Annotated in this window: 11 protein-coding genes; 5 read left to right on the top strand and 6 right to left on the bottom strand. The window is 74.6% G+C overall.

Going from position 1 to position 12,408, the window contains the following annotated elements; translation table 11 throughout:
- Positions 1 to 55: 55 nt before the first annotated feature.
- A complete protein-coding gene (locus KPL57_RS03015) occupies positions 56 to 754 on the bottom strand; it encodes a FadR/GntR family transcriptional regulator (RefSeq protein ID WP_226350353.1) in 699 nt (232 codons plus the stop codon).
- Positions 755 to 955: 201 nt separating this feature from the next.
- Between KPL57_RS03015 and KPL57_RS03010 the strand changes: the two genes are divergently transcribed.
- Together KPL57_RS03010 and KPL57_RS03005 are read left to right on the top strand one after the other, a co-directional pair.
- The gene (locus tag KPL57_RS03010) at positions 956 to 1,816 is read left to right on the top strand and encodes a transketolase (RefSeq protein WP_226350352.1); all 861 of its coding nucleotides are present in this window, start codon (positions 956 to 958) and stop codon (positions 1,814 to 1,816) included.
- On the top strand, positions 1,813 to 2,808 hold the full coding sequence (locus KPL57_RS03005) for a transketolase family protein (protein WP_226350351.1): 996 nt from the start codon (positions 1,813 to 1,815) through the stop codon (positions 2,806 to 2,808). The genes KPL57_RS03010 and KPL57_RS03005 overlap by 4 nt, the downstream gene beginning before the upstream one ends.
- Before the next feature lie 10 nt (positions 2,809 to 2,818).
- Here KPL57_RS03005 and whiA read toward each other — a convergent pair whose 3' ends face one another.
- Entirely contained in the window at positions 2,819 to 3,724 is a 906-nt protein-coding gene (whiA, locus tag KPL57_RS03000; RefSeq protein ID WP_226350350.1) for a DNA-binding protein WhiA, read from the bottom strand.
- Positions 3,725 to 4,192: 468 nt separating this feature from the next.
- Here whiA and KPL57_RS02995 point away from each other — a divergent pair, with 468 nt between their 5' ends.
- A complete protein-coding gene (locus KPL57_RS02995; RefSeq protein WP_226350349.1) occupies positions 4,193 to 6,556 on the top strand; it encodes an FdhF/YdeP family oxidoreductase in 2,364 nt (787 codons plus the stop codon).
- Positions 6,557 to 6,577: 21 nt separating this feature from the next.
- Here KPL57_RS02995 and KPL57_RS02990 read toward each other — a convergent pair whose 3' ends face one another.
- From KPL57_RS02990 to solA, 4 genes are read right to left on the bottom strand one after another with little or no spacing between them, the layout of a single operon-like run.
- On the bottom strand, positions 6,578 to 7,264 hold the full coding sequence (locus KPL57_RS02990; RefSeq protein WP_226350348.1) for an SDR family oxidoreductase: 687 nt from the start codon (positions 7,262 to 7,264) through the stop codon (positions 6,578 to 6,580).
- Positions 7,261 to 7,722 carry a MarR family winged helix-turn-helix transcriptional regulator gene (locus KPL57_RS02985; RefSeq protein ID WP_226350347.1) on the bottom strand — a complete coding sequence of 154 codons (462 nt, stop codon included), beginning with the start codon at positions 7,720 to 7,722 and terminating at the stop codon, positions 7,261 to 7,263. Before KPL57_RS02985 ends, KPL57_RS02990 begins: the two co-directional genes overlap by 4 nt.
- Before the next feature lie 38 nt (positions 7,723 to 7,760).
- On the bottom strand, positions 7,761 to 9,092 hold the full coding sequence (locus tag KPL57_RS02980; protein WP_226350346.1) for an aromatic ring-hydroxylating dioxygenase subunit alpha: 1,332 nt from the start codon (positions 9,090 to 9,092) through the stop codon (positions 7,761 to 7,763).
- 31 nt (positions 9,093 to 9,123) lie between these two features.
- Positions 9,124 to 10,308, bottom strand: coding sequence for an N-methyl-L-tryptophan oxidase (gene solA, locus KPL57_RS02975; RefSeq protein ID WP_226350345.1), 1,185 nt, complete (start codon positions 10,306 to 10,308; stop codon positions 9,124 to 9,126).
- 107 nt (positions 10,309 to 10,415) lie between these two features.
- On the opposite strand from solA, the gene KPL57_RS02970 reads away from it, so the two are divergent.
- A complete protein-coding gene (locus KPL57_RS02970; RefSeq protein WP_226350344.1) occupies positions 10,416 to 11,342 on the top strand; it encodes a LysR family transcriptional regulator in 927 nt (308 codons plus the stop codon).
- Positions 11,343 to 11,426: 84 nt separating this feature from the next.
- Positions 11,427 to 12,377 carry an NAD(P)/FAD-dependent oxidoreductase gene (locus KPL57_RS02965; protein WP_226350343.1) on the top strand — a complete coding sequence of 317 codons (951 nt, stop codon included), beginning with the start codon at positions 11,427 to 11,429 and terminating at the stop codon, positions 12,375 to 12,377.
- The last annotated feature ends 31 nt before the right edge of the window (positions 12,378 to 12,408 follow it).

Below are 12,408 nucleotides of genomic sequence, written 5' to 3'. Positions count from 1 at the left end.
GCATGCGGAGTCCCCGGGCGGGCGCCGGGGGCCCGTCCGGTGGTGTGGGTGGAGGTCAGGGCTCGCCGACGAGCGAGGACCACACCTCGAAGTGGCGGCGCATCGCGGTCCGGGCGCCCTCGCGGTCGCGCTCGCCGATCGCCTCGACGACCCCGTAGTGGACGGTGTCGACGACCCGGGTCTGGCCCGGTCCGAGCGGGGTGCGGCGGACCGCACGGCGGCGGCGCTCGACGATCTCGTCGCGCAGCGCGTGGCTGAGGCCGTCGTGCAGCATCGTGAAGATGGGGTTGTCCACGACCTGGAACAGCCTGCGGTGGAACTCCATGTCGAGCTCGGCGGCCCGGACGTCGTCGCCGCCGCCGCTGGCCGTGACCATCCGGTCCACGAGGGCGCGGAGGTCGTCGACGTCGTCGGCGGTGGCGCGCCGGGCGGCCTCCTCGGCGACCGAGAGCTCCAGCATCTCGCGCGCGGAGCGGAACTGGTCGCCGCTGAGGTGGCCGAGCTGCTGGGACAGGTCGAAGTAGACCTGGATGAACCCGGCGTCGGGCACCCGCAGGTGCGAGCCCCGGCCCTGGGTCCGCTCGACGAAGCCCATCGCCTCCAGCATGGAGAGCTGCTCGCGCAGCGCTCCCCGGCTGATGTCCAGCGAGGCGCCGAGCTCGCGCTCGGTCGGCAGCCGCAGGGTCCCGTTGCGGGGCTCCCGCGTCGCCGCACCGGCGAGCCGGTGCATCAACGCGGAGAGATCGACACCCATCGCAGGACCTCCTCGTCGTCCGGGGGCCGCCCCCGGGTCGCGACGCCGAAGGTAGGGCGCCCACTCCCACCCGTCAAGCATTGGTCGAACCTTTTGTGACGCAGCAGGCCCCCCTATCGCCAGCTTCAGCGGATTGGTACAACCTTTACCCGTGGCGCTGCGCAGAGCGGCGGCCCGACCACCGACCGGAGGTGCCCGACGATGAGCTCACCCACGATCAGCCCGCCCGACACGCGGGCGGAGCGGATCCGCGCGGCCGCGACCCGGATCCGCCACCACGCACTGACCATGGGCGAGGTCCAGGGGCAGGGCTACATCGGCCAGGCGCTCGGCGTCGCCGACGTGCTCGCCGCCTTCTACGCCCGCGGCGACGGCGAGCTGACGCTGCGCCCGCAGGAGCCGGAGTGGGACGGCCGCGACCGGTTCCTGCTGTCCGTCGGGCACTACGCGATCGCCCTCTACGCCGCCCTCGCCGAGGCCGGGACGATCGGCGAGGACGAGCTGGAGACCTACGGGTCCGACGGCTCCCGCCTCCCGATGTCGGGGATGGCGTCCTACACCCCCGGCATGGAGATCTCCGGGGGCTCGCTCGGGCACGGTCTCGGCGTCGCCTGCGGGATGGCGCTCGGCCTGCGCCACCGCGGCAACCCGGCCCGGGTGGTGAACCTGCTGTCCGACGGCGAGCTGGACGAGGGCTCCACCTGGGAGGCGGCGATGGCGTGCGCCCACCACGAGCTCGCCGCCGTGACCGCCGTCGTCGACGTCAACGGGCTGCAGGCCGACGGCCCGACCGGCGGGGTCCTGCGGACCGAGCCGGTGGCGGACAAGTGGCGCGCGTTCGGCTGGTTCACCCAGCGGGTCGACGGCAACGACGTCGACGCCCTGCTGGCCGCCCTCGACCGCATCCGCGACCACACCGGCGGCCCGTCGGTCCTGATCTGCGACACCCGCACCGGGCGAGGCGTGCCGTTCCTGGAGGAGCGCGAGAAGGCGCACTTCCTGCCGGTGGCCGCACACGAGTGGGCCGCCGCCCACGACGCACTCGAGGGGATCGCGCGATGAACACGACCACCGGACCGCGCAGGCGGCTCACCACCTCGGCGATGATCGCCTCGTTCGCCGACCCCGACCAGCGGACCGTCGGTGCACCGTTCGGACACGCGCTGAACCGGCTCGCCGACGAGCGGCCCGAGATCGTCGGCCTGTCGGCGGACCTCGCCAAGTACACCGACATGCATGTCTTCCGCGACGCCAACCCCGACCGCTTCTTCCAGATGGGCATGGCCGAGCAGGCGATGCTCGGCGCCGCCGCGGGCATGGCCGAGGTCGGCCTGGTGCCGTTCGCGTCGACCTACTCGGTGTTCGCCACTCGCCGGGCCTACGACTTCCTGTGCCTCGACATCGCCGAGCCCGGGCTGAACGTCAACGTCGTCGGCGCGCTCCCCGGGCTGACGACCGGCTACGGCCCCAGCCACCAGGCCACCGAGGACCTCGCGATCCTGCGTGCCTGCCCGAACCTCACGATCGTCGACCCGTGCGACGCGACCGACATCGAGCAGGCCGTCCCCCAGCTCGCCGACCACCCCGGCCCCACCTACCTGCGACTGCTCCGCGGCCGGGTCCCCGCCGTCCTCGACGAGTACGACTACCGCTTCGAGCTGGGCCGGGCCGCGCTGCTCCGGCCCGGGCGGGACGTCCTGTTCGTCTCGACCGGGCTGATGACCATGCGCGCGCTGCAGGCCGCGTCCCGGCTGGAGGCCGACCACGTCGACGCCGCGGTGCTGCACGTCCCGACGGTCAAGCCGCTGGACACCGAGACGATCCTGCGGGAGCTGCGGACCGACCGGCTCGTCGTCACCGCCGAGAACCACAGCGTCGTCGGCGGGCTGTCGGAGTCGGTCGCCGCGGCCGCCGCCTGGGCCGGGGTCGCGACCCGCATCCGGCCGGCGGCCCTGCCCGACGAGTTCCTCGCCGCGGGCGCGCTGCCGACCCTGCACGACCGCTACGGCCTGTCCACCGACGCGCTCTGCGCACAGGTGAAGGCCAAGCTGTAGGGCGGCGCGCTCAGCGGGTGAGGCGCTCGCGCTCGGCGTGCTCGAGCAGCCGCCGCAGCCGCCCGGCGATCGCGTCCTTGGTCATCGGCGGGTCGGCGAGACGGCCCAGCTCCTGCAACGACAGCTCCGGGTTGCGGGCCCGCAGCAGGCCGGTGGCCAGCAGGCGCTCGGGCACCCCGGCGGGCGGGTCCTCCAGCAGCGCCTGGACGCGCAGGGTCGTCATCGCCGCGGCCTGGGAGGCGCGCTCCCGGTTGGCGTCGTGCAGCGCGCCGCTCACCGGGACCTCGCCGGTCCCGCGCCGCAGGTCGGGGGTCCACGCCTGCGCCGCGCGCGGCGCACCCATCAGGCCGAGTGCCGCCCGCACGTCGACGGGGTCGCGGACGACGACCCGGTCGCCGTGGGTGCCGGGGCGGGTCAGCGCGGCGACGCCGAGGCGCCGGGCCGCTCCGGTGAGCGCCATCGCCGTCTCCGGGGACGGGCAGAGCAGCTCCAGCCCGGCCCGGCCGCGGCCGCCGAGCGCCCCGGCCGCCAGGAACGCGGCGCGCCAGGCCCCGGCCAGGACCGCGTCGTCGCCCGCGACGACCGGCGGCGGCAGGCCGCGCACCCAGCGGCCGGTGCTGTCGCACAGCCGGGTGCGGCGGGCCAGCTCCGGGACCCGCGCGACGACCCGGAGCGACTCGGCGGACAGCCGGACGACGGGGATCTCGAACAGGTCGGTGAGCTGCCGGGCCAGGCGCCCGACGGAGCGCGCGCACCCGGCGGGGACGTCCAGCACCGGGACCGATGCCGCCCCGACGGTCTGGCCGAGGGTCCCGGCGCAGGCGAACCGGAGGGTCGTCGCCGCCTCCGCGCGGCCGATGTCGGCCCGTGCGGGGCGGTGCCGGAACAGCTCGTCCCGGACGTCGAGGATGTCCACCTGAGGCTCCTTCGGATCCGACCGGCGTGCTCCGCCGGTGCGGGCTCGGGTCCCCCCGGCCGTCGGACGACGCCCGGACGGGGGGACGGCCGGTCCGGGACGTACCGCCCTGGCGGGGGCGACGCGCCTCGGACCGACCGGTGGCGCACGCCGGGCTCCCGGTCGGCGCGCACCACACCCCGGACAACGACCGGCCGTCGGAGGACGAGGCGGATCCGCTTGCCCGCCACGACAACCGGGCGACTGGGGACGCCCGGCGCGGCGCCCGGGGCGACCGGTGGTCGGCGGACCGCCGACCGGTGACCCTGCGTGATCCCCTCCCCCGGGCCGGCCCGGACGCCCGTCGCCGGTGCGGCCCCGATCGGGTCCGTGGACGGTTGGGACCACTCCGGCCGGGTAGCGCGTCCACAGCGGGCGGGACGCCGACGGGGGCGCCGCCCGACGGTCGTCGAGCGCGGAGGTAGACCCATGGACGGACACAGCGACGACTACGCGGAGGCCGACCTGGAGGTCGGCACGCCCGAGGACCACGCCGTCGGCGCGACGGCCGTCGCGGTGTCGATGAAGCGGTCACTGGAGCGGATGGGACCGTCCCGCACCGCACGCACGCTGCTGAACCTGAACCAGGCCGAGGGCTTCGACTGCACCAGCTGCGCCTGGCCGGACCCGGACCCCGGGCACCGCTCGGTCGCCGAGTTCTGCGAGAACGGCGCGAAGGCGATCGCCGAGGAGGCGACGACGCGGCGCGCGACCCCGGAGTTCTTCGCCCGCCACAGCGTCGCCGAGCTCGACGAGCGGTCGGAGTACTGGCTCGGCCAGCAGGGCCGGATCACCCACCCCATGGTCCGGCGCCCGGGCGGGACCCACTACGAGCCGATCGGCTGGGACGCGGCGTTCCGGCTGATCGGCGACGAGCTGAACGCCCTGGACGGCCCCGGTGAGGCCACCTTCTACACCTCCGGCCGGGCGTCCAACGAGGCCGCGTTCGTCTACCAGCTCTTCGCCAGGGCGTTCGGGACCAACAACCTGCCGGACTGCTCGAACATGTGCCACGAGTCGACCTCGATCGCGCTGCAGGAGTCGATCGGGATCGGCAAGGCCAGCGTGACGCTGCCCGACCTGCTCGAGGCGGACGTGATCGTCATCGCCGGGCAGAACCCGGGCACCAACCACCCGCGGATGCTGACCCAGCTCGAGCACGCCAAGCGCAACGGTGCCACGATCCTCACGATCAACCCGCTGCGCGAGGCCGGGCTGATGCGGTTCAAGAACCCGCAGACCCCGAAGGGCGTCCTCGGACGCGGCACCGACATCTCCGACCTGCACCTGCCGGTCCGGGTCAACGGTGACCTGGCGCTGTTCCAGGCCATCGGCTCGCTGCTGATCGAGTGGGACGCGCTCGACCACGAGTTCCTCGACCGGCACACCTCCGGGTTCGAGGCGTGGCGCGACCACGTCTCCCGGGTCGACCACGACGTCGTCGCCCGCGCCACCGGGCTGTCCTGGGACGAGATCACCCGGGCCGCGACCCTGCTCCGGAACTCGCGCAGGACGGTCTACTGCTGGGCGATGGGGCTGACCCAGCACCGCAACGGCGTGGCCACCATCAAGGAGGTCGTCAACCTCGCCCTCGCCCAGGGCAACATGGGCCGTGCGGGCGGCGGGCTGTTCCCGGTCCGCGGCCACTCCAACGTCCAGGGCGACCGCACCATGGGCATCTGGGAGCGCGTCCCGGACTCCTTCCTCGACGCCCTGCAGGCCGAGTTCGCGTTCGACCCGCCCCGCGAGCACGGCTTCGACACCGTCGACAGCATCCGGGCCATGCGCGACCGGAAGGTCCAGGTCTTCGTCGGCCTCGGCGGCAACTTCCTGCAGGCCGCACCGGACACCGACGTCACGACCGCGGCGCTGACCGGCACCCGGCTGACCGTCCAGATCTCGACGAAGATCAACCGGTCGCACCTGCACGGCGGCCGGACCGCGCTGATCCTGCCCACCCTGGGCCGGACCGAGCGCGACGTCCAGGAGTCCGGACCGCAGTTCGTCTCGGTCGAGGACTCCACGTGCTCCGTGCACTCGTCCCGCGGCCCGCTGCCGCCGGCAAGCCCGCACCTGCGCTCGGAGGTCGCGATCCTCACCGGGATCGCCGAGGCCACCCTGGGCGACCGGTACGGCATCGACTGGGCGGCGATGCGCGGGGACTACCGCCGCATCCGCGACCACATCTCCCGCGTCGTGACCGGCTGCGAGAGCTACGAGGTGAACGTCCGCCGCCCCGGCGGGTTCGTCCTGCCGCATCCGCCGCGGGACTCGCGGACCTTCGAGACCCCAAGCGGCCGCGGCGAGTTCGAGGTGTCCCCGATCGAGGTGCTGGAGGTGCCCGACGGGCACCTGCTGCTCCAGACCCTGCGCAGCCACGACCAGTTCAACACCACCATCTACGGCCTGTCGGACCGCTACCGGGGCATCGAGGGCGGGCGGCGGGTCGTGTTCTGCCACCGCGAGGACATCGCCGCGCTCGGGTACTCCGAGGGCGACCACGTGGACCTGATCACGCGCTGGGAGGGCGACGAGCACGTGCGCTGCGCGTCCGGCTTCCGCCTGGTCGCCTACGACGTCCCGCGGGGCACCGCGGCGGCGTACTACCCGGAGACGAACCCGCTGGTGCCGCTCGACGCCACCGCGCTGAAGAGCAACCAGCCGGCGTCGAAGTCGGTGGTGGTCCGGCTCGGCGTCGCCGGGAGCGAGGAGTGCAACCCGCAGGGCGCCCAGGGTGCGGTCGGCGACGACAACAGCCACAAGTCCCGGCCGGAGGTGTCGCACGTGTCCTGACCGCCACCGGGGCGCCGGGCCTCACCAGGGGACGACCGCGCCGGTGTGGTCGAGGAACTGCAGGCCGCCGTCGTGCGCGTGGCCCACCAGGACCTCGGCCACCCCGCGCGCACTCTCCGCGACGGTCAGCCGGGCCCCGGGGCCGCCCAGTTCGGTCTGCACCCACCCCGGGTGCAGGAGCAGCAGGGTGCGCGGGTCCCCGGCCGTCCGGGCGGCGTAGCTGCGCATGAGCTGGTTGAGCGCGGACTTGCTCGCCCGGTAGACCTCGTGCCCGCCCCGGGTGTTGAACCCGATGCTGCCCTGCCGCGACGACATGACCCCGATCGTGCCGGTGGGCGGGACCAGCGGGGCGAGCCCCTCGACGACCCGCATCGGGCTCAGCGCGTTGGTCACCATGACCTCGACGAACACCTCGGTGGGCACCTGCGCGGCCGGCACGTCGGCGTCGGTGATGCCGGCGTTGACGAACAACAGGTCGATCCGGCGGCCGCCGAGCCGCTCGCGCAGCGCGTCGATCTGCCCGGTGTCGGTGATGTCGAGGTGCTCGACGGTCACCCGCCCGGTCCGGTCGGCGAGTGCCGCGAGGGCCTCCGGGGTCTCACCACGCACGGTGGCGACGACGTCGAACCCCCGCTCGGCGAGCTCGCCCGCCAGGGCGAGCCCGAGTGAGCGCGAGGCCCCGACGACGAGTGCGGTGCGGTCGGTCATGTCTGCTCCTGGATGTCGGTGCGGGGGCCGCCGGCGAGCCCGTTCTCGATCCGGCGCAGCAGGACGACGGCCGTGTCGATCTCCGCGGGGTCGTCGGCGACCCCGTCGAGCAGGCCGCTCCAGATGCGGCGCAGCTCGCCCAGGTTCCGTGCGGCCTCCTCGGTCGGGTACAGGCGGACGCGGCGCGCGTCGTCGGGGTCGGACACCCGCCGCACCAGGCCCTTGGCCTCGAGGTTGCGCAGCGCGCGGCTGGTGTTGCTGGAGATCAGCCGGGTCGCCCGGGCGGCGGCACCGGCGGTGATGCCCGGCTCGCGGTCGACCACGCGCATCACCGCGCTCTCCAGCGGGGTCCAGCTCTGCCCGGCGAACGCGGGCTCCTTCGACGCGTGGATGAGCCGGCCGACCGCGAGGATGCGGTCGGCCAGCTCGAACAGCCGGGTCTCCTGGTCGTCGTCCACACCGCCACCGTACACATATACCTGTCACAAGACAGGTATCAGATGACAGCTTCCTGGTCCGGGAACATCCGCGCCGCGGTGACGTCGTCACCGGCCGAGACCCGGTCGAGGCCGACCATCCGGTCGACGACCATGTTCTGGAAGCGGTGGACGGGCTCCTCGAAGCGGAAGCACATCCGGCCGCCGCGGAAGGCCGGGTCCGCCAGGCCCTGCTGGACCCGCTCGACGATCTCCAGGTCCTGGCGGTTGACCAGGTCCCAGAACGCCTCGAGCTGGTCGAGCCCCGCGCGGCCGGCCTCGTCGTCGACGAACTCGGGGTGGGTGAGCAGCACCGCGGTCTCCTCGGTCCGGTCGGCGGCCACCGGGCGGTTGAGCAGCAGGAAGGCGTGGTTGGGCAGCACCACCAGCGCGCAGCTCGGGAACAGCCAGACGAAGCGGCCGCTGTCCGCGTCGTCGGGGCCGAGCGTGCTCAGCGGCGCCGGGCCGTCCCAGCCGCCGGCCTCGGTGTTGCGCGACACCGGGGTGGTGCACATGCCGGTGTACATCCCGGGGCCCTGCCAGCGGTAGTGGTCGGAGAACCGCGAGACCCGGTTGAGCTCGGGGTGCACCCAGGGCAGGTGGTAGTACTCCATGAAGTTCTCGCCGACGAGCTTGTAGTTGGCCGCGACGTCGTAGCGGCGGCGCCGGCGGGGCGTCCACGTCTCCAGCCGGTGGCCGGCGAACCGCGCGGGCAGGTCACCGAGCTGCTCGCGCAGCGGGCCCGGGTCGCGGCCGAGGTGCACGAACAGCAGGAACCCCCAGCTGTCGACGGCGACGGGGAGCAGCCCCTGGTCGGCGCGGTCGAAGCCGGTGGCGACCGAGGTGTCGAACACGGGCTCCTGCCCGGCCGGGACGTCGGAGCCCTCGAACAGCGGGGTGCCCAGGCACGAGCCGTCGGTGTCGTAGGTCCAGCTGTGGTACGGACAGCGGATGCGGCCGCGCCTGCCGACCTCGCGGGCGTCGGCGTCGAGCAGCCGGGTGGCGCGGTGGCGGCAGACGTTGTGGAAGGCGCGCAGCTCACCGTGCCGGTTGCGGGTGACGATCACCGACCGCCCGGCGACCTCGACGACGACGCAGGCCCCGTGCCGGTCGACGTCGGCGGTGAGGCCGACCGCGACCCAGCCGGTCGCGAACACCCGCTCCCGTTCGAGGGCGAAGAACTCCGGCGAGGTGTAGGCGTCGGGCAGCAGGGTCGACGCCAGGTCCACCGGGAGCCGGGTGTGCCGGTAGGTGGCCTCGTCGCCGAACGTGGCGGGGTCGACCGGCCGGGCGGGCAGGGCGTCGTGGTGGGCGGGCGCCGGGCCCGGGGTGACCGGGAGGTCGATGCTCACGGGGTCTCCTCTCGTCGCGGGGCGGACGGGCTCAGGTGTGGAAGCTGCGCGGGAAGGCGGGGTCGGTCAGCGCGGGCCGGGTGACGGAGAAGGCGTCGACCGGGTGCGCCGGCTCCTTGCCGAGCGCGAGATCGGTGAGCAGCCCACCGATCAGTGCGGCGAACTTGTACGCGTGTCCCGCCCCGATGGCGACGACGATCTGCGGGGTGCCGGGCAGGGTGTCGAGGACGAAGTCCTGGTCCGGCGGGACGGTGTAGAGGCAGGTCCTCGAGTACAGCTCCGGACCGCGGAACCGCGGCAGGTGCCGGGCGAGGAAGGCGTCGTAGCGCTCGCGGCGGACCGGGTCGGGGTCGAACGACCGGCCGTCGGCGGTGGTCTCCTCGCCGCCCATGTGCTGGCCGAGCTTGGTCGCGACCTCGCCGTACACCGGGAAGCCGTAGAAGTTGTGCTCGCCGTGCCACATGAACACCGGGAAGCGGCCGGGCGAGAACTCGGCCAGGTGCGGGGTCGCGTAGTAGGTGACCTGCTCGCGCAGCACGGTCAGCGGCAGCCGCACCCCGACCCCGGCGAGCAGCTGGTTGGTCCAGGCGTCGGCGGCCAGCACGACGCGGTCGGCGTGTAGGGTGCCCCCGTCGGTGACGACCGCGACCCCGCCGCCGTCGGCCCGGATCGACCGGACCGGGGTGTGCGGGCGGACCTCGGCGCCGTGCGCCCGGGCCAGCGCGACGTGCACCGCGTTCGCCCGCGCCGCGTCGACGATGCCGGATTCCTCCTGGTAGAGGGCCTGCTCACCGCCGGAGGTCCGGAACTGGGGCCAGCGCCCGGTGAGGGCGTCGGCGTCGATCAGCTCGTAGCCGACGCCGTAGCGGTCGAACAGCGCGGTGTAGCCCTCGATGTTGCGGGTGCCGGTCGCGGTGCCCGCGCGGGCGACCCGGTCCTCGATCACCAGCCCGCCGGTGCGGGTGACGAGCCGCTGGCCGGACTCCTCCTCGACGGCGGCCCACGCCCGGTAGGCGGGTGCGGCCAGGGCGGCGTAGGCGTCCTGGTGCTGGGCGAGCCGGATGATCCGCGAGTGGTCCTGGGAGGCGCCCCGGTGGTGCCCGAGCGCGAACTGCTCCAGGCCCAGGACCCCCGGGCCGAGCTCGGTGGCGAGCCGGTGCAGCGCGGCCGAGCCGAGCCCTCCGAGGCCGATGACGATCGCGCGGTACGCACCCATCCGTCGTGCTCCTGCCGTTCCGCGGTGTGCTGACGACGACAGGGTGGGCGTCGGGAACCATTCAGGTCCATCACGGATTCGGACCCGGAATCTTGTACGTTCCGCGAATGATCGACCGGAGGCTGCGGGTCCTGGCCGCGATCGCCCGGCACGGGACGGTGACCGCGGCGGCCGAGGTGTGCCGGATGACGCCGTCGTCGGCGTCGCACCAGATGCAGGCACTGGCCCGCGAGCTCGGGGTGACGCTGCTCGAACCCGACGGACGACGGGTGCGCCTGACCGCCGCGGCGCGGACCCTGCTGGCGCACGGCGAGACGCTGCGGGCGCAGTGGGAACGGGCGCAGGCCGACCTGGCGGCCCACCGCGACGGCGACACCGGCGGGGCGCTGCGGTTCTCCGGGTTCTCCACCGCGGCGGCGGCCGTCGTGCCGGAGGTGCTGGGACGGCTGCGCGCCGCCCACCCCGGGTGGGAGCTGCAGCTGCGGGAGTGCGAGCCGGCGCGGGCGTTCGACCTGCTCGCCGCGGGTGACACCGACATCGTGGTGGTCGTCGCGACGTCGCGTCTCCCGCCGGTGACCGACCCGGCGTTCGACCAGCGGACCCTGTTCGACGAGCCGCTGGACCTGCTGGTCGGCCCGGACCACCCGCTGGTCGGGCGCGCGGACGTGGGGCTGGCCGACACGGCCGCGGAGCGGTGGATCTGCAGCAACCCGGGACGGGCCTACCACCAGCTCGTCACGATGGCCTGCGCCGGCGCGGGGTTCGCGCCCGACATCGCCCACCACGCCGACGAGTGGGACACCGGCGCCGCGCTCGTCTCCCGCGGGTTCGGCGTCGCGCTGGTCCCCCGCCTGGCCGACGTCCCGGCCCGCCACGAGACCCGGCGGATCCGGATCGACACGCCGCCGGTGCCGATCCGCCGGGTGGTCGCCGCGGTCCGGGCCGGTGCGCGGCACCGGCCCGCGGTGGCCGCCGGGCTGGCGACCCTGGACGAGGTGTGCCGGGAGCTGGCCGACCGGCTCGCCGCAACCTGACCGCCGGGCCCCGACCGACGACGCCTTTGCCGTTCCAGCAACGATACTTGCCGATAATCACGAGTGGGTCGCACGCTGAGCTGCATGAACCTCTCCTACGACGTCATCGTGGTCGGCGGCGGCTCCGCCGGACTCTCCGGGGCGCTCCTGCTCGCCCGGGCCCGGTGGCGGGTGCTGGTGCTCGACGACGGCACCCCGCGCAACGCCCCCGCCGACGGCGTGCACAACTGGCTCACCCGCGACGGTCTGCCGCCGGCCGAGATCGCCCGGATCGGCCGGGAGGAGGTGCGCGGCTACGGCGGCGTCGTCCGCGACGCCCGGGTGACCGGCGCGCGCCTCCTGCCCGACGGCGGGTTCGCCGTCACCACCGCCGACGGTGCCGAGGTCACCGGTCGCAAGCTCCTGGTCACCACCGGTCTGACCGACGAGCTCCCGGCGGTCGGCGGCCTCGCCGCGCGCTGGGGGGCCGACGTCTTCGCCTGCCCGTTCTGCCACGCGTGGGAGCACCGCGACACACGGATCGGGGTGCTGTCCACCGGCCCGCACGACCTGGTGAAGGCGCACCTCGCCACCCGCTGGAGCGACGACGTCACCCTGTTCCTGCACACCGGACCCGAGCCCGACGACGAGCAGTGGGACGGGTTCGCCGCCCGCGGCATCTCGGTCGTCGACGGCGAGGTGACCGCGGTGGAGACCGGGCCCGGAGGGCTCTCCGGGCTCCGCCTGGGGTCGGGGCAGGTCATCGGGATCGACGCGCTGACGGTCTCGCCGCGGTCCGTCGCGCGGGGCGGGTTCCTCGCCGCGCTCGGGCCGGCGGCCGTCGCCCACCCGTCGGGGCTCGGCGACCACGTCCCCGCCGGTCCGATGGGCGCCACCACGGTGCCCGGGCTGTGGGTCGCCGGGAACGTCACGGACCCGATGGCGACCGTGCCGGCCGCCGTCGCCGCGGGCGCGGCCGCGGGTGCCGGGATCACCCGGGAGCTGCTGGGCGAGGACGTCGCGCTCGCCCGCCGGGCGGCCGTCCCCGCCCGGTGACCGGGGGCGCGCCCGTCCCGGCCGGCACGGG

The sequence above is a fragment of the Pseudonocardia sp. ICBG601 genome (assembly GCF_020496245.1).
Note: the sequence above shows the minus strand (reverse complement) of the source record. Positions and strands in the feature narration are given on the sequence as shown.